We start from the raw sequence: 17,361 nt of genomic DNA on the forward strand, positions 1-17,361 counted from the left end.
AGACCATGGACAGCAGCCTAGGGCGCGGCCTTCGAGAGCACATGGTGGTCTGCGGGGACAACGCACTCGCGCAGCGGATCACCAGAGAGCTGGCCACGGTCTACTCACAGCACGTGACGGTCGTACTGCCCTCCCTGCGCGGCGGCAGCCACGGCCCGCAGATCGCCGGACTCACCAGCAGGCGGGGGCTGTCGGTGGAGGCGGTCGAGGCGCGCGTCCCCGACGACGACGCGCTCCTACGGGCCGGCATCGAGCGGGCCGGCGCCCTGGCGCTCACTTCCGGCGACGACCAGATGAACATCTACACCGCGCTGCGGGCCCGCCGGCTCAACCCCCGGGTGCGCCTGGTCATCCGGATGTTCAACCGCAACCTCGGGCAGTACCTGGCCGACCTGCTGGACCGGGCCGCGCGGCTGGGCGGCACGCGGCAGCCGGACGGCGGCGGAGCGGCGGGCGAGGCGGCGGACGCCACCACGACGGTGCTCTCGGACTCCGACACCGCCGCGCCGTCGATCGTCGCCGCCGCCGTCGTCGGCAGCGACAAGGTGATGTACGCGGACGGGCTGCTGCTGCGCGCCAAGGAACGCACCCTGCGCCACGTCGACCGCCGCAACCCCCTGTGCACGCTCGCGCTGATGCCCGCGACCGAGGACACGGAGAACGGCGAGGGCGACTCCGACGACAGTGAGGACGAGAGCGGCGACGACAGCGGCGGGACGAGCGGCGAGGCGAACGGGGAGACGAACGGCGAGGCGGGCGACGGCACCAGCGACGACAGCAGCGACGGCGCCCGCCGCACAGCCTCCGGCGGCACAGCCCCCGGCAGCACAGCGCCCGGCGGCCAGGCCGCACAAGGACGCCGGGGCGGTCAGGCCGGCCCGGGCGGTCAGACCGGTCGGGGCGTCCGGAGCGACGCGGGCGGCCGCTCCGGCCGCGGCCCCGTGCTGCTGCCGAGCGAAGAAGACCTCAGCGGCCTGCCGCCGCGGCGCGAAGCCGTCGTCCTGGAGGCCGTCACCCGCAGAACCGACCCCCCGGCCGCCGCGCGCGCCCGGCGGCTTCCGCGGATGTTCGCCTTCAAGGAGCTCTTCTCACGCCGCCTGCGGTACTCGCTGATCGCCATGACCCTCGTCGTGCTCGCCCTCGCGACCGTGCACTGGGTGATCAGTGACGAACCCCCGCTGCATGCCGGCTATGTGACGCTCCTCGACCTCTTCGCCATCAACGAACCCAATCTGCTGGAGCCTCCGGCCGAGCAGGTGCTGCAACTCCTCGCCGGGCTGGCCGGGATGATGCTGCTGCCGCTGCTGCTGGCAGTGGTCCTGGAGAGCTACGGCTCCTTCCGCAAGGCGACGGCCCTGCCCACTCCGCCTCGCGGGATGTCCGGACATGTCGTGCTGGTGGGCCTCGGGAAGGTCGGCAAGCACGTACTGGAGCGGCTGCTGGAGCTGAACGTCCCCGTCGTGTGCATCGAGCAGAACGACGAGGCGCGCGGCATCGCCCTCGCCCGCAGACGACGGGTGCCCACGCTGATCGCGGACGTCACCGACGACGGCGTCCTGGAGGAGGCGAAGATCAAACGCAGCCGCGCGCTGCTCGCCCTCACCAGCACCGACGGCATCAATCTGGAGGCATCGCTCAACGCCCGTCAGATCAAACCCGAACTGCGCGTCGTGATGCGGCTGTTCGACGACGCCTTCGCCGCCACGGTCTACCGCACCCTCCGCGACACCTATCCCGCCGCGCAGACGCGCAGCCGCAGCGTCTCGGCGCTCGCGGCTCCGGCGTTCGCCGGGGCGATGATGGGCCGGCGGGTGCTCGGCGCGATCTCGGTGGGACGCCGAGTGCTGGTCTTCGCCGCCGTCGACGTACGGAACAACCCGCTGCTGGAGGGCCGCACCGTCGAGCAGGCGTTCCAGCCCGAGGCCTGGCGGGTGGTCGCCCTTGACACCGCGTCGGAGGACGAGCGGCAGCAGGACCTGTCATCCGTGACGTCCACGGGCGCCGGCGAACTGCAGTGGCGTCTGCACCCGGGGTACGTGCTGCAGGCGGGCGACCGCGTCGTGGTCGCCTCGACCCGCAGGGGCCTGAGCAGGCTGCTGATTCCGCGGCCCGCGCCGGGCCGGCCTCGCGTCACGGGCACCGGCGAGCACCCGATGCCGGGCCCCCGTACGCCCTGACGCGCGCCCGTCTGACGCACGCACTCCCGTACGCCCTGACGCGCGCCCGGAGGAGATCACCCCCGGAGGGGGTCCCCCGCGCGGTTGCGAGGGGGACCGTGCCCCGCCCACACGGGGCAGGGCCGGACAGCAAAATCGTTTCTCAAAGCCTGAAGTGGAAGATCCCCCAGGTGAGTTGACGCTCGCTGCCGCCGTTGACCCAGTGTCCGAGTCCCTTCTTCATGTTGGCGAGGTACTCCGAGCTCACCCTGCCGGCGATCCCGTCCTTCCCCTCGGCCTCCTGCCGCTCGGTCTCCTGCAGCACGCGCCCGTAGTGGTTGACGAGTTGCTCGCGGTGCTCCTCGAAGCCGCCGCTGCTGGCCGCACTGAACCCGAGCCGCGCCAGCTCACGCCGGTAGAAGGCGGGCGAGCCCATCGTGTCCAGGTGGATGCGCTCCAGGATCGGCTTGAGTACGGCCGTGGAAGTGCCGTCGGCGGCCATCGGATCGGTGAAGATGAGCTGTCCGCCCGGCCGCAGTACCCGTGTGACCTCTTCCAGCACGCGCGTGCGGTTGCCGCTGTGCAGGAAGGCGTCCTGCGACCAGACGACGTCGACGCTGTCGTCGGGGCAGGGGATGCTCTCGAACGAGCCGTCCAGCACCTCGATCTTGTCGGTGAGTCCGCGCTGTGCGTTCATCTCGCGGTTCCGCTCGTTCTCGACCTCGCTGAGGTTGAGCGCGATGACGCTGCAGCCGTACGTCTCGGCCACGTAGCGGGCGGATCCGCCGTAGCCGGCGCCGAGGTCGAGCACGGTCCACGACTGGTCCAGGTCGAGCTTCTCCGCCATCCGCTGCACCGTGCGGCGGCTCGCGTCGGCGATGGGCTCCTCGGAGCTCTCGTAGAGACCGATGTGGATGTCCTCGCCGCCCCAGACGGAGGCGTAGAACTCGTCTGCGTCCGCCGAGTTGTAGTACGTACGGGCCGTGCTGACGGCGGCGGAGTATGCGCCCTCTCCCTCCTCGTCCATGCGGTACTCCTTCTCCGCGACATGCACAAAGAAGTCCGGCTGTTCCTCACGGTAGGTGTGCTGGAAGTCGCCGTACGTTTCTATGTGCTGGAAGCCCACCTCGGACATGAGCCGGCGGGTGTAGTCCTTCCGCAGCGGGAACATGTTGAGGTGGTACTCGGAGTTGTCGGAGAAGTTGTACCGCATGCGGCACAATCCCTCGTCCAGATACTCCGGTTCGACCGCGACGTCCTCGCCGCAGTAGTAGAACGTGTGCTTGCTGGAGAATCCGCGGTCCAGCATCGCGTCGTAGTTGCGCTGGTCCAGGATGAGCACCCCGTCGTGCTTCAGCATCGCGTAGAACTCAGCGAGCGCCTTGCGGCGGTCACGCTCCGAGAACAGGTGCGTGAAGGAGTTGCCGAGGCAGACGATGGCGTCGTACTCCCCGTGCACGTCCCTGTTGAGCCAGCGCCAGTCCGCCTGGACGACGCGGAGTATGTGACTTCCGTTCTCCATTCCGTTCTTGAATGCCTTCGACAGCATGTCCGCACTGCCGTCAGCGCTGACGGCGTCGAATCCTGCTTCGAGCAGTCGCACCGAGTGGAACCCGGTCCCTGTGGCGACGTCGAGCACACTCTTCACGCCCCGCTTGCGCAGCAGGTCGATGAAGAAATTGCCCTCACTGTGTGAGCGCTTTTCCCAGTCAATGAGAGAGTCCCACTTGTCGACGAAGCTGGGGACGTATTCTTCCGTGTAGTGACCGGTTTCCCGGACGTCGACGGGGTTCTCTCCGAATTCCTGCGTCGGTCGCGCGGTAATGGGGTACCTCCGATTGCTGAGAGGGTGGCCTACGGCGCGGCCGACCCGGGACGCCAAGGCTTCAGTCACGGGCACCGCGCGCTCGGACTCCAGCGCATACCTATCCACCCCTGCCCGGGCCTATGCCACCGAACCGAACAGTCGGCTCCTTGTTCGACCGTGAACCGCGCTCCGACCAGCGGCTTTGCGATCTGAGGTTTCCGGAGGCCGAGTTGCCCCGAAACCAGGACAGTTGGGTATGCTGCAAGCCCAGCGAGACAATTCGGCACACCCTGCACCGAACACGGCGAGACGACCACATGGCAAAGAGCACCTCGTTCAGCACGCGTGACATCGGCATAGACCTTGGCACTGCCAACACGCTGGTGTATGCGCGCGGACGCGGCATCATCCTCAACGAACCGTCCGTCGTGGCGGTCGAGTCGCGCACCGGGAAAGTTCTCGCTGTGGGCACCGAAGCGAAACAGGCAGTGGGCCGTACTCCGGGTTCCATCACCGCCACGCGCCCCCTCAAGGGCGGCGTCATCACCGATTTCGAAGCCACCGAGGGAATGCTGCGGCATTTCATCCGCGCGGCGAGAGTCGGCCGCGGCAGAGGCCCCAGGGTCGTCGTGTGCGTGCCCAGCGGTGTGACGGGCGTCGAACGCCGCGCGGTTCTGCAGACCGCCGCGAGGGCCGGAGCGCGTTCCGTGCATCTCATCGAAGAGCCGATGGCGGCCGCGATCGGGGCGGGGCTGCCCGTGCACGAGGCGCGCGGTTCGATGGTCGTCGACATCGGCGGCGGCAGCACGGAGGTCGCGATCATCTCCCTCGGCGGCACCGTCGTCACGCACTCCGCACGCGTCGCGGGCGACGCTCTGGACGCGGCGATCGCGTCGTACATCGAGCAGAACTTCGCCATGGCGGTGGGTGAACGGACCGCGGAGGACGTCAAGGTGTCGCTGGGCAGCGGCGTCCCGACCCCGGTGCGCGGCCGGGACAAGGAGACCGGCATGCCCAAGACGGTGGAGCTGAGCGAGGAAGCGATCCACGAGGCGACGGAGAAGCCCGTGGCGGCGATCGTCCACGCCGTGCGCACCGCGTTCGACGCCTGCCCCCCGGAGCTCTACGGCGACATCATGGAGCGCGGCATCGTGCTGACCGGCGGCGGAGCACTGCTGCACGGGCTGGACGAACGGCTGGCGAAGGAGACGGGCATGCCGGTGTTCGTCGCCGAGGAGCCGCTGAGCTGCGTGGCGGTGGGCACGGGCCGCTGTCTTGAGGAGTTCGACAAGCTGGAGAAGGTCTTCAGCGGCACGGTGCACGGGGCGTAACCGGCATTCGCGCGCAGCCGGGTCGCAAGGGCGAAGCCCCGACGCGGGACGTGTCAGGCGGGGTTGACGCCCCCGCGCCCCCAGAGCCTCCGGCCTGGGAGGGGCCCCGCCGCGCACGCTCTGTCATCGCGATGGAAACGCGGAGCCGATGACGCGCGTGCCATCCGTCCGGACGTCGGCCGTCGGCCGGCGCGCCGGCTGGTGAAGCGCGGCGGCGGCCGTGCGCGCCTCGACGGGCGCACGGCGTGACCCGGCCGCCGCGGGTCGGTTGCGCCGCCTCGCGGCGAACTCGGAGCCCCTCAGCCGCCGTCGACGCCCGCGCCGGCAGGCCGAGCACGCTCCGTCGTGGCGATCGTCGCGGAGCCGATGACGCGCGTGCCGTCGTACAGAACGATCGCCTGGCCCGGGGCCACGCCGCGCATCGGGTCGGTGAAGCGGATCCTCAACTCGGCACCGTCCGCGGCCGGTTCGGCGCTGACCTCCGTCTCGCCGCCGTGCGCGCGCAGTTGGGCCGTGTACGTGCCCGGCCCGGCCGGTGCCGCGCCGCACCAGCGCGGCTTGACGGCCGTCAGTCCGGCGACGTCGAGTGAGGCGGCCGGGCCGACGGTGACCGTGTTGTCAACGGGCGAGATGTCCAGCACGTACCGCGGTTTGCCATCCGGTGCCGGGTGACCGATGCGCAGGCCCTTGCGCTGGCCGATGGTGAAGCCGTACGCGCCCTCGTGGGTGCCGAGCTTCTGGCCGCCTTCGTCGACGATGTCGCCCTCGGACGTGCCGAGGCGGCCGGCGAGGAAGCCCTGGGTGTCGCCGTCGGCGATGAAGCAGATGTCGTGGCTGTCGGGCTTCTTCGCGACGGCCAGACCGCGCCGCTCCGCCTCTTCCCGGATCTCGTCCTTGCTGGTGAGCGTGTCGCCGAGGGGAAACATGGCGTGCGCGAGCTGGCGGGCGTCCAGCACGCCCAGCACATAGCTCTGGTCCTTGGCGGCGTCGCTCGCGCGGTGCAGTTCGCGGGTGCCGTCCTCGCGGGTGACGACCGTGGCGTAGTGGCCCGTGCACACCGCGTCGAAGCCGAGTGCGAGCGCCTTGTCCAGCAGCGCGGCGAACTTGATCTTCTCGTTGCAGCGCAGGCAGGGGTTGGGGGTACGGCCCGCCTCGTACTCGGCGACGAAGTCCTCGACCACGTCCTCGCGGAAGCGCTCCGCCAGATCCCAGACGTAGAAGGGGATCCCGATGACGTCGGCGGCGCGGCGCGCGTCGTGCGAGTCCTCGATCGTGCAGCAGCCGCGGGCGCCCGTACGGAACGACTTCGGGTTCGCGGAGAGGGCCAGGTGTACCCCGGTGACGTCGTGACCCGCCTCCGCGGCGCGTGCTGCGGCGACGGCGGAGTCCACGCCGCCGGACATCGCGGCCAGGACACGCAGCCTGGGGGCGCCCCCGGCCGAAGGCTGGGCGGGGGTGCCGGAGACAGCGGGCGGCGGGCTGCTGGAAGCGTCAGTCATAACCCGTCCAGGGTAGACGGAACCGGCCGCCCGGCCGTAAGCGGCGGACGCGGAACCGGGGCGGTGCCCGCACGCGTTTGCACAGACATGGAATCGATCTCTCGGCGCCTGCTTCTGATCGGCGGCGGCACCGGTGTGGCGCTGGCCACCGCGGGTGCTCTGACCTGGGACCAGACCTCGCGTCTGTGGTGGCGGGTGCCGGGGGTGGACAAGCAGCGCAAGGAGGGCGAGGTCGATCAGCCGGGTGTGCGCTGGATCGCGGCCTCGGAGGCGAATCTGAGATTCGCCGACCGGCCCGCCGACTACGTCATCGACCGGGTCGTGATCCATGTGACCCAGAGCGACTTCCGTACGGCCGTGAAGGTCTTCCGCGATCCGCTGCACGCGGCTGCGGCGCACTACCTGGTGCGGGCGAGCGACGGGAAGATCGTGCAGATGGTGCGCGACCTGGACGTCGCCTATCACGCGGGCAACCGCGGCTACAACGAGCGCAGCATAGGCATCGAGCACGAGGGCTTCGTGGACCGGCCGCAGAACTTCACGGAGACCATGTACCGCTCCTCGGCGCGCCTGACGGCCCGGATATGCAAGCAGTACGGCATCCCCGTCGACCGCGAGCACATCGTCGGGCACAACGAGGTGCCCGGCGCCGACCACACCGACCCGGGCCGGCACTGGGACTGGAAGCGCTACCTGCGCTACGTACGGGAGGCGCGGGGCGGCTCCGCCGCCGGGCAGTGAGCCGCCCCGCGAGCGGCGGCCGCACTACCGCGCGGACGCCCCCTTGCGGCGCGCGGGGAACTCCACGACCTGCTGGTAGGTGGGCCGGTTCTGCCAGGCGATCCGCGGAACGGTGATCCCGCCCATGGCCCGGTGCACGATCGAGTCGGCGCACACCTGGTCCCCGGCGTCGCACTCGTCGTCCCCGGGGTAGGTCTCCGCGGCCGGTGTTGCCGCGGCCTCGGCCAGCGTCGTCAGCAGCATCTTCCGGCACTTCGCGAGCGAACCGCTGCCGCAGTACGGCCTGTCGAGCGGCGAGGCGACGTCCTCGCCCTGCACGTTCCGCAGGTCCTTCTCGACGAACGACCACCAGCCGTGCTGAAGCGCCGAGCCCTTGTGCGGTTGACTTGCTCCGACGCCGCCGCCCGAACCGCCGCCGCCGTTCTGGCCGCCGGACGGCGACTCGTTGACCGGCGCGAGCGCGGTGAGCGACTTGTACAGCTCCGCACCCAGCTCCGGTTCGAACTGGCCCTCCACGAGCAGCGGCCACCAGGCGTCCAGCACCCTTGCGGCTTCGGCGTGTTCGTACTTCCCGTCGTCCTTCGCGGCCTCGCGCCGCTGGGAACCCGACTCCACCCAGGCACGCAACTCCTTGATCTTCGCGGCGAGTCCGGGGTCGGTCACCTCCGATGTGCCTATGACGTCGAGGAGTTCGGGCAGCACTTTCTCCGCGCGCAGGTCGGCCGCTGCCGCCTCCTCCATCGCCTGGACGAGCTTCGCACGCGTCACGGAGCCGTTCTTCACCAGCGCGGCGACCCGGGTGTCCAGCAGATCGCCCCTGTGGACCGAGCCGTTGCCCCAGCCGGCGGAGAAGCGCTCGGCCTGCTTGTTGTTCCAGTTGACGAAGTAGCCCTGGCCGACGGACTGCGGATGTTCGGAGGGAGGCGTGACGGCGGAGGTGTTGGCCTCCGGGTCCCAGTCCTTCCACTCCTGCGCCTTGCCCGCCCGAATCGGCTTGTCGGGGTCGGTGTTCTTCGCACGTACCGGGTTGTCACCGGAGTTGTAGTACGCGGTCTGTCCGGCGTCGGCGTAGAACCAGTTGAAGGTGTAGCCGATGTCCTGCGCGGCCCGCTGGAAGCTGCGCGCGGAGGTGATCGCCGACGGGTCGTTGAACTTCTGGAAGCCGATCACCGAGTCGGCGTCGTGGTGATAGGTCGAGCGCAGCGCGGTGAAGGCGACCGGCTTCCCGTCCACCTTTCCGGTGTGGCTGACCAGCCCGTACGCCGAGCGCAGGCTCACCACATCGTACGAGCCGGCCTTGGTGCCGTCCGCGAGGGTCGGCTTCCACTCGTTGTGCTTGGAGAGCCACTCGAAGGGCGTGCACTTCCCGCGCAGCATGTAGCTCTTGGAGCCGGTCGTGGGCTCGGCGCCCGACTCCTCGCAGAGTTCGACGGCGAAGGTGTCCGTGATGTCCTGGCTCGCGGAGGTGGCGCTCCAGGAGTAGTCGAGGCCCCGGCCGAGTTCCACGTAGAAGCTGAGCCCCGGGAACGAGGCGCCGCGTGAGCGCAGCCCGGGTCCGTCCAGCTCCTGCACCATCATGATCTGCGGCGAGTAGTAGCCGGTCTGCGGCCCGTACACGGCGACCGGGTTGCCGGACGCGGTGTGCTTCCCGGAGACCATCAGGGCGTTGGACATGCCTTTCCCGGCGGTGATGAGGTCTCCGGGCAGCACGCCCCTGCCCGCCCCCTTCGTCTTGCCGCTCGCCTTGGCGCTCGTACCGCCGCCCGTGCGCTTCGTCTCCTCGCCCGTGCCCTCCTCGTTCTGCGAGTGGTCGAATGCGGTGACCGATCCGCTCTCGGGCGTGGCCACACCTCGCGGATTCTTCGGCGACTCCGCGTACGGAAAGTCCTTGCCGTGCACGGTCGTTGTGGCCTCGGTGTCGTTCTGGGCGCGCCACGCCGTGTACGCCTTCTCGCCCTTCGCCTCTCCGTACTGCTTCTTGAAGGCCAGCTCGGCGAGGGCGTTGCCCACTTCGCCGCCGCCTCCGTTGCCGAAGATCGCACCGATGACGGAGGCGATGGCGACGACGTCCGTGACCGTGAAGTCCTCGGTCCTCGAACCGTTGCCGGTCAGGAAGTACTCGCCGGGCCTGTCGAGCAGGCCCGTGGTGTCGTCGATGTAGGCGTTGAGGCCGCCGACGTAGTCCTGGATGTCCTTGTACGCCTGGGCGCCCCGCTCGCCGGAGCCGCGTATCCGCTCGACCTGCCGCTTCAGATCGTCCTCGGTGTACGGGGCGACGGCCCAGAGGCTCTGCTCCAGCTCGCGGTTGCCCTCCGCGCCGCCCGCGAAGGACGACAACTCGCCGCGCCCGACGTGCCGGAGGACGTCGATCAGCCACAACCGGTCCTGCCCGGCCGCGTATCCGGCGCCGAACTCGGTCCCCGAGCGGGTCGTGCCCTTGATGTGCGGCGTGCCGGTCGCCTTGTCACGGGTGATGGTGACGTCGGAACGCGGCGAGACGACGCTCTCCACCTCGTCCTCGGGCACGCCGAAGGAGGCGTCGTTGAAGTAGTCGGAGAGCTTGTCGTCGCTCAGGCCCGAGTACTCGTGCAACAGCTTGTCGTACGGGCCGAGTTGGTCGGCGGAGTGCTTCGGGCGGATGCCGACGGCCTTGTGCAGCAGGATCTCCGCGAGGGACGCATGGCCGTTCTGCCCGGCCGGGAGGATGTCGCGGCACTGGCCTTGGCACGGGTCGGCGGCCGGGTCGGGAGCCGCCTCGGGGCCCGCGTCGGCTGCTCGTACCGCCGCGGGTTTCTGGGACCCGGCGGCGAGAGCCGGTGTGCTGCCGACGAGCGGAGCGAGGAGTGCGGCCGCGGCGACGGCGGCGAGTACGGCGCGCGGAATCCCGGCGCGCCGGTTCGTTGTCCGCCGATTCGCTGCTCGCCGATTCGCTGTTCGCCGTTTCGCTGTGCTCGATTTCTTCGGAATGCGCCATCTGCCGGACGAAGCACGGGAGTCGGACACCGGATCTCCTGAGGTGGGGTGAGATGCGCCAGCGTGCGACGAACGTTAATGCTCGTTACTACCCCTGGGTAGAGGCCCGGCGGCCAGTTGTCACGCCCGCACCAACGAGCGGCTCGCCACGGCCGGTTACGGCGTCAGATACGGAAGACCGCCCCGACGTACTCCGTCAGCAGCCGCTCCTTGAGCGGCGCGGGAAGGGCGTCCAGCATGACGAGTACGCGCGCCATCCGCCCGTCCTCGCCGCCGGTTCCGGCGTGGGCGAGCACGGCAGCGGCCTCGTCGGGTCCCAGGGTCTCCGGGTCGAGACCGGCGGCGAGCCGGGCGAGTTCGGGGTCGGCGCGTACGGGAGCGAGCGCGCGGGCCGCGGTCAGCGCGTCGCCCATGTCTGCGAGCAGCGTGCCGACCTGGCCGACGGTGGCCGGGGTCAGAGTCAGGTGCAGGTTGGGCGGCATGCCGTCGAATCCGAGCTGCGGCTGCAGGTACCAGCCGCGTATGCGCATCTCGTCGGCGAGGTGCAGCACAAGACTCAAGTCGCCCCCGGAGGCGGCGGGTTCGGTGCGTGAGCCGTCGTCTCCGTCCACCGTGAACGCGACCAGTCCGCTCGCGGGCCGCCCCAGTACCCGTACGCCCCCGATGCCGCCGAGCCCGGCCAGCAGCCGGTCCGAGGCGGCGGCCACCTGCCGCGCCAGTTCCGTGTAGCCGTCCTCGCCGACGTGCCGCAGCACCGCCCACGCCTGGGCGAGCAGCCCCGCCGGCTTCGTGCCCTGCACGGTCGGATTGACGACGGGGTAGCCCGGCCATGCGGTGTGCGCGAAGTACTGGTGCCGGCGCAGTTCCCCGTCCCGGTAGAGCACGACGGACGCGCCCTTGTCCGCGTATCCGTACTTGTGCAGGTCGACCGAGACCGAGGTGACCCCGGGCAACGTCATCTCGAACGGCGGCACTTCGCGCCCCGCGCGGCGCAGATAGGGCAGCAGCCACCCGCCGATGCAGGCGTCGACGTGGCACAGCACGTCTCGTCCGGCCGCCGCGGCGGCGATCTGCTCGACGGGGTCGATCACGCCGTGCGCGTAGGAGGGTGCCGAGGCGACCACCAGCACGGTCCGCTCGTCGGTCGCCGCCTCCATGGCCGCGGCGTCGGCCCGGTACGTACGGGGATCCACCGGCACGACCACCGGCTCCACCCCGAGGTACGCCGCCGCCTTGTGGAACGCGGCGTGCGCGGTGGAGGGCAGCACCATGCGCGGCTCACGCACACCGCGTACCGCCCGCGCATGGTCGCGTGCCGTCTTGACCGCGAGCAGGATGCTCTCGGTGCCTCCGCTGGTGAAGGTGCCCTGCGTGCCGGGCGCTCCGAGCAGTGCGGCGGCGCCGCGCACGATGTCGTTCTCCAGGCGGGCGACGCTCGGGAAGACCGTCATGTCGAGACCGTTGACGGTCGCGTACGCCGAATAGGCCGCGGCCGCGAGCTCGTCGAGCCCCTCCAGGCCGGCGTCGTAGACGTACGCGAAGGTGCGTCCGCCACGCGTGGGTGCGTCGGCTTCGCGCAACGCGCGCAGTTCGGCGAGTACGTCGCCGGCGGGCCGGCCCTCGGGGAGACGGCCCTCGGGAGGAGGGACTGCGGATTCAGCGGTCACGGCGGGTCTCGTCCTCCAGAAGTCCGGGGTGCTCCCCGACGGCCGGGGCGGTGGGCGGCGGGTCCTCGCGGTATCGGTGCAGCAGCCAGAGGCTCACGAGCGCGAAGGCCGCGGGCAGCACGCTCATGCCGAGGGTGATTCCGGTCAGCGCCGAGCCCGGCTGCTCCACCGCGTGCGCCGCGTCGGAGGACCGGAAGCCGCTGACGGCCAGCACGGCGGCGAAGGCACCCGCGCCCAGTGCGAAGGCCAGCGTCTCCGCCGCGGTCCACAGCCCGGTGAACGTCGCGGCGCGCTGGCGCCCCGTACGGACGGCGTCCGCTGCGAGGTTGTCCGCGAGCATCCGCAGCGGCAGCAACTGCAGCCCGCCGTAGGCGACTCCGACCAGGGCGACCGTCGCGTACGCCGGCCAGGCGCCGCCCCACGGCGTGAGGACGAGCACCACCGTCGCCGCGAGGAACAGCCAAGAGGCGCAGAACTGGGCGTACTTGACGCCACGCGCGCGGGCGAGCCGGTTCCACACCGGCATCACGAGCGCCAACGGGCCGATCAGACAGACGAACAGGGGCGTCACGGCGTTCGCCGAGCCGAGAACGTACGTGGCGAAATACTGCACGCCCGCCAGCATCACCCCGACCGCGAGTGCCTGCGCGGTCCACATTCCCGCCAGGTATACGAAGGGCTTGTTGGTGCGGGCCGCGGTGAGCTGGGCCCGCAGCGACGGCTCGGCCGTGGTGTAGGCGACGGCCGAAGCCTTGCGCGTGCCCGACCATGCCGCGAACATCCCGCAGGCCAGCAGGAGCGCCACGGCGGCACCCATCAACCGGTAACTTCCCGCAGTGTCGCCGCCCGCGTGGGCGATCACCGGAGCCACCGCCCCGGACAGCAGGATCGCCAGGCCCAGGAACCCCACGCGCCAGGCCAGCATCCTTCCGCGCTCGGCCGTGTCGTCCGTCATCTCCGCCGGCATCGCCACGTAGGGGACCTGGAAGACGGCGTAGGCGGTGGCGGCCAGCATGAAGAGCACGGCAACATAGACGGCCGCCGCCGTCCCGCGCAGCGCGGGCGCCGCGAAGACGAGCGCGAACAGCGGTGGGAGCGTGCACGCGCCCATCAGCAGGAACGGGCGGCGCGGCCCGCCGCTGAGCCGGCTGCGATCGCAGATCACTCCGACCACCGGGTTGATCAGTACGTCCCACACCTTGGGGATGAAGAGGGCGACGCCGGCGGCGGCCGCCGGCACGGCCATGACGTTGGTGAGGTAGTAGAGCAGCAGCAGGCCGGGAACCGTGGCGAACGTCCCCGTGCACAGCGATCCCAGCGCGTACCCGACCCGCACCGACGCGGGGAGTGCGTGAGGCGCCCGGGGGTGGAGCCGACCGCCTTCGCCCACTGCACGTCTCCTTCGCGCTCGTCGAGCGGTGCTCGCGGCGCATCAGTCAACGGCACAACCAGGCCGGCCGTCCATACCTTGATCCGGGAACGCTCCTGGCTCACCGGGCCCGCTCGCGGCCCGGGCCCGGCTCGCCCCGGGCCCGCGCCAGAGGTCCGGCTCAGCTCAGACCCGCGCCGCGGGCCCGCTCGACCGCCGGGCCGATGGCCGTGGCGAGCGCCTCCACATCCGCCTCGGTGGACGTGTGTCCCAGCGAGAAGCGCAGCGTGCCCCGCGCGAGATCCGGATCGGAACCCGCGGCGAGGAGCACATGGCTCGGCTGGGCGACCCCGGCCGTACACGCGGAGCCCGTCGAGCACTCGATGCCCTGCGCGTCGAGGAGGAGCAGCAGCGAGTCGCCCTCGCAGCCCGGGAAGGAGAAGTGCGCGTTCCCGGGGAGCCGGCCCTCGGGGCCGGGATCGCCGTTGAGCACAGCGTCGGGCACTTCCTTGCGGACCCGCTCGATCAGCTTGTCCCGCAACGCCCCCACGTCGCGTACGAAGTCGGGGCGCCGCTCGGCGGCCAGTTCTGCGGCGGTCGCGAAGGCGGCGACGGCCGGAACGTCCAGCGTCCCGGAACGCACGTCCCGCTCCTGGCCCCCGCCGTGCAGCAGCGGTACGGGCGTCTGCTCACGCCGCAGCAGCAGGGCGCCCACGCCGTACGGGCCGCCGATCTTGTGCCCGGTCAGGGTCAGCGCCGCCAGCCGCGACGCGGCGAAATCCACCTCGGCCTGACCGACGGCCTGCACCGCGTCCGCATGCAGCGGGACGTCGAACTCCGCGGCGGCATCCGCCAGTTCGGCCACCGGCATGGTGGTGCCGATCTCGTTGTTCGCCCACATCACGGTGGCCAGGGCGACGCTGCCGGGGTCGTGCGCGATCGCGTCGCGCAACGCCTGCGCGTGCACGCGCCCGTACGCGTCGACGGGCAGCCACTCCACGTCCGCGCCCTCGTGCTCGGCCAGCCAGTGGACCGTGTCGAGGACGGCGTGATGCTCGACGGGGCTGGCCAGAATGCGCGTACGGGCGGGCTCGGCGTCCCTGCGCGACCAGTACAGGCCCTTGACCGCGAGGTTGTCGGCCTCGGTGCCGCCCGCCGTGAAGACGACCTCGCTGGGCCTCGCCCCGAGCGACGCGGCGAGCGCCTCTCTCGCCTCCTCCACGGTGCGCCGCGCACGGCGGCCGGACCCGTGCAGGGAGGAGGCGTTGCCGGTGACGGCGAGCTGGGCGGTCATCGCCTGCACCGCCTCGGGAAACATGGGCGTCGTGGCGGCGTGATCGAGGTAGGCGGAGCGAGCCATGATTCCCCGATTCTACGTACGTGCGGCTACGCCTGCGTACGTCGGTGAGTGCGCGCGGGCACGGGTGCGGTCGGGGCCGCGGGCGGCATCGGTCCGCACCCGTCTGACTGTTAATGTTCCAGGCACCGCCACCTGGACGACGAGCCTGGGCACAGCCCGTACCAACGTCCGCGTGTGCGGCCGTATTCCACAGGAGCACAGGGGCACGGGAGAACCGGGGCAGGGGGGCATGGCGATGCCACAGGTGCGGGTGCTGGGCAAGGGCGCACGGATCACCGGGGGGATCTTCTGTCTCCTCTTCGCGCTGCACACCTGGATCTGGGTGCTGCGCGACATCCTGGAGCTGGACTTCGCCACCACGTGGGGGGTGTGGACCGGAGCGTTCAGCAACGGCACTGACGCCGACGACCTGACGGACATCCCCGCCACCACCCCCGACGACATCGGCCTCGGCCTGCTCCAGATCGCGGCTGCCTTCGCCGCCTTCACCCGGGCGTGGACGGCAGGCGGCCTGCTGACCGTCACCACGGTGCTGACCCTCTCCTACCGGCTGCCCGTGATCTGGCACGCGGGCCTGCACTCGGAGTCCTCGCCGTACTACGCGCTGGGCGGATTCTTCAACGACCCCGCCGTGGACGCCGCTTGGACGAGCTGCGTGTGGACGGTGATCTTCTGCGTGCCGCTCGCGATCGTGCTGATGGCGGGAAACCGGCGGTGGCCGGAACAGCCCGCACAGGCGGCACAGCCCTACGGGCAGCCTCCGCAGCCGTACGGGCAGGCCCATGGGCAGGCCTACGGGCAGCCGATGCCACCGCAGCCCCCGCAAGTCCTGATGTCACCGCAGCCGAATCAGCCGTACGAGCCGCCGCTGCCCAGTGAGTCGCCGCAACACCCGACCGGAGCGCACGCGGTCGTGGCGGCGGTCTTCCTCGGCTTGGTGGCGCTGTTCAGCGTCGGCTGGAGCATCCAGGCCGCCTCGCTGGGCGGAGGCGACTACTGGCTCCGGATTCTCACCGGCGAAGGCACGGTCGTCTCCCTGCTCGACGTCTCTCAGGGGTGGGTCTGGCTCACGCTGATCCTCGCGGGCGGCGCAGGCGCGGTGCTGGCCATGACCCGTGCGCTCTCCGCCCGCGGCTTCTCGCTGGGGCTCGCCATCGCGCTGCTGCCGGGGGCCGTGATCGCCCTGTGGTCCTACGTCGACTCCGGCACGCTCTTCGAGGTGGCTGAGGCGGCACCGGTGTCCGATGCCTTCGGCCGCCTGCAGCTGCTGATCACGCTGGCGGGTGCGGTGACGCTGGTCGTGCTGACGATGCGACCCGGCGTCCCGGCCCAGCCCGGCCCGGCACCGGTACCGGTACCGGTACCGGGCGCCGCCGCGCCTTTCGGCGCGCAGCCGGGGCAGGCCGGGCCGCAGCCGTACTTCCCGCCGCAGCCGGGGCCGGGTCAAGCGGGCCCCGGCTACGCGTATCCCCCGGCGCAGCCGGCGGGACCGCCGCCCGCCGGACCGCCGCCGGGCGCACCGCCTGGCACGCCGCCGCCTCCGGCCGCGCCGCCGTCGCAGGGCGGCGCGGGCAGCACGGGCGGTACGGGCGGCACGTTCGGGCCGCCGCCGGCGTACTGACCCGGCCGGCGGCGGGCCCGGTCCGTCAGCCGCCCGCGAGCGTGGCTTCGAGGGCCCTGATGACCTCCGCTTCGGCTGCCGGCTTCTCGATGCCGAGCACCGTGAGCGTGCCGTCCCCGTCCTCGAGCTCCAGGAGCGCGAGGAGGATGTGCTCCGTACCGATGAAGTTGTGGCCCAGGCGCAGGGCCTCCCGGAAGGTCAGCTCCAGCGCCTTCTTCGCCCGTGCGTCGAACGGGATCAGCTCCGGCACCCCCTCGGCAGCCGGGGGCAGCGTCCCGCTCACGGCCTCGCGCACCGATTCGAGCGACACCCCCAGGTCGACGAGCACCTTCGCCCCGATTCCCTCGGGTTCGCGGAGGAGCCCGAGGATCAGGTGACCGTCGGAGATCTCATGGTTGCCCGCCTTACGGGCCTCGTTCTGGGCGGCCACGACGACGCTCCGCGCCCGCGGGGTGAAGCGGCCGAAGCCCTGGGACGGGTCGAGGTCCGAACCCTCGCCGGACGCCGGTGCCTTGGGCACGAAGCGCTTCTGTGCGGCCTGCCTCGTGACCCCCATGCTCTTGCCGATGTCCGTCCATGAGGCGCCCGAGCGGCGGGCCTGATCGACGAAGTGGCCGATGAGATGGTCCGCGACGTCACCGAGGTGATCCGCGGCGAGCACGGCGTCCTGAAGCTGTTCGAGTGCGTCGGAGTGGACGTTCTTGATTGCCTCGATCAGGTCGTCGAGCCGGACCTGACCGGCCATGGGAACTGGATCAGTCATGGGGCAACCTTAGGTTGACAGTCCCTACTCGTCAACCTTCGGTTGACACACACTTGGCAGGTGCCGCCCAGACG

Annotated in this window: 11 protein-coding genes; 4 read left to right on the forward strand and 7 right to left on the reverse strand. The window is 71.0% G+C overall.

Features of this window, described 5'->3' with window-relative positions:
- The first annotated feature begins 5 nt into the window (after positions 1-5).
- Positions 6-2,177: an NAD-binding protein gene (locus ACSMXX_RS07990; protein ID WP_473183332.1), complete on the forward strand. Its 2,172-nt coding sequence runs from the start codon at positions 6-8 to the stop codon at positions 2,175-2,177.
- 142 nt (positions 2,178-2,319) lie between these two features.
- On the opposite strand, the gene ACSMXX_RS07995 is transcribed toward ACSMXX_RS07990, so the two are convergent.
- A complete protein-coding gene (locus tag ACSMXX_RS07995; protein WP_473183333.1) occupies positions 2,320-4,056 on the reverse strand; it encodes a glycine/sarcosine N-methyltransferase in 1,737 nt (578 codons plus the stop codon).
- A gap of 224 nt (positions 4,057-4,280) precedes the next feature.
- Here ACSMXX_RS07995 and mreB point away from each other — a divergent pair, with 224 nt between their 5' ends.
- Positions 4,281-5,294 (forward strand): rod shape-determining protein MreB, encoded by a 1,014-nt coding sequence (gene mreB / locus ACSMXX_RS08000; RefSeq protein WP_473183334.1) that lies wholly within the window; start codon positions 4,281-4,283, stop codon positions 5,292-5,294.
- Between the two features lie 299 nt (positions 5,295-5,593).
- Here the strand turns inward: mreB and mnmA are convergent, their stop codons facing one another.
- On the reverse strand, positions 5,594-6,793 hold the full coding sequence (mnmA, locus tag ACSMXX_RS08005; protein ID WP_473183335.1) for a tRNA 2-thiouridine(34) synthase MnmA: 1,200 nt from the start codon (positions 6,791-6,793) through the stop codon (positions 5,594-5,596).
- A gap of 87 nt (positions 6,794-6,880) precedes the next feature.
- Here mnmA and ACSMXX_RS08010 point away from each other — a divergent pair, with 87 nt between their 5' ends.
- The gene (locus ACSMXX_RS08010) at positions 6,881-7,534 is read left to right on the forward strand and encodes an N-acetylmuramoyl-L-alanine amidase (protein WP_473183336.1); all 654 of its coding nucleotides are present in this window, start codon (positions 6,881-6,883) and stop codon (positions 7,532-7,534) included.
- Positions 7,535-7,558: 24 nt separating this feature from the next.
- Here the strand turns inward: ACSMXX_RS08010 and ACSMXX_RS08015 are convergent, their stop codons facing one another.
- From ACSMXX_RS08015 to ACSMXX_RS08030, 4 genes are all read right to left on the reverse strand, one after another.
- Positions 7,559-10,417: a penicillin acylase family protein gene (locus ACSMXX_RS08015; protein WP_473184687.1), complete on the reverse strand. Its 2,859-nt coding sequence runs from the start codon at positions 10,415-10,417 to the stop codon at positions 7,559-7,561.
- A 254-nt stretch (positions 10,418-10,671) separates the two neighbouring features.
- Complete coding sequence (locus ACSMXX_RS08020) at positions 10,672-12,174, reverse strand: pyridoxal phosphate-dependent decarboxylase family protein (protein WP_473183337.1); 1,503 nt, start codon at positions 12,172-12,174, stop codon at positions 10,672-10,674.
- Positions 12,164-13,564 (reverse strand): MFS transporter, encoded by a 1,401-nt coding sequence (locus ACSMXX_RS08025; RefSeq protein WP_473183338.1) that lies wholly within the window; start codon positions 13,562-13,564, stop codon positions 12,164-12,166. Before ACSMXX_RS08025 ends, ACSMXX_RS08020 begins: the two co-directional genes overlap by 11 nt.
- A gap of 160 nt (positions 13,565-13,724) precedes the next feature.
- On the reverse strand, positions 13,725-14,903 hold the full coding sequence (locus ACSMXX_RS08030; RefSeq protein WP_473183339.1) for a cysteine desulfurase family protein: 1,179 nt from the start codon (positions 14,901-14,903) through the stop codon (positions 13,725-13,727).
- A gap of 229 nt (positions 14,904-15,132) precedes the next feature.
- Between ACSMXX_RS08030 and ACSMXX_RS08035 the strand changes: the two genes are divergently transcribed.
- Positions 15,133-16,524, forward strand: a complete 1,392-nt coding sequence (locus tag ACSMXX_RS08035) for a hypothetical protein (RefSeq protein WP_473183340.1) — start codon at positions 15,133-15,135, stop codon at positions 16,522-16,524.
- Between the two features lie 25 nt (positions 16,525-16,549).
- Here ACSMXX_RS08035 and ACSMXX_RS08040 read toward each other — a convergent pair whose 3' ends face one another.
- Positions 16,550-17,287: a Clp protease N-terminal domain-containing protein gene (locus ACSMXX_RS08040; RefSeq protein ID WP_473183341.1), complete on the reverse strand. Its 738-nt coding sequence runs from the start codon at positions 17,285-17,287 to the stop codon at positions 16,550-16,552.
- Positions 17,288-17,361 lie beyond the last annotated feature (74 nt).

It is taken from the genome of Streptomyces sp. DSM 116795, from assembly GCF_055792905.1.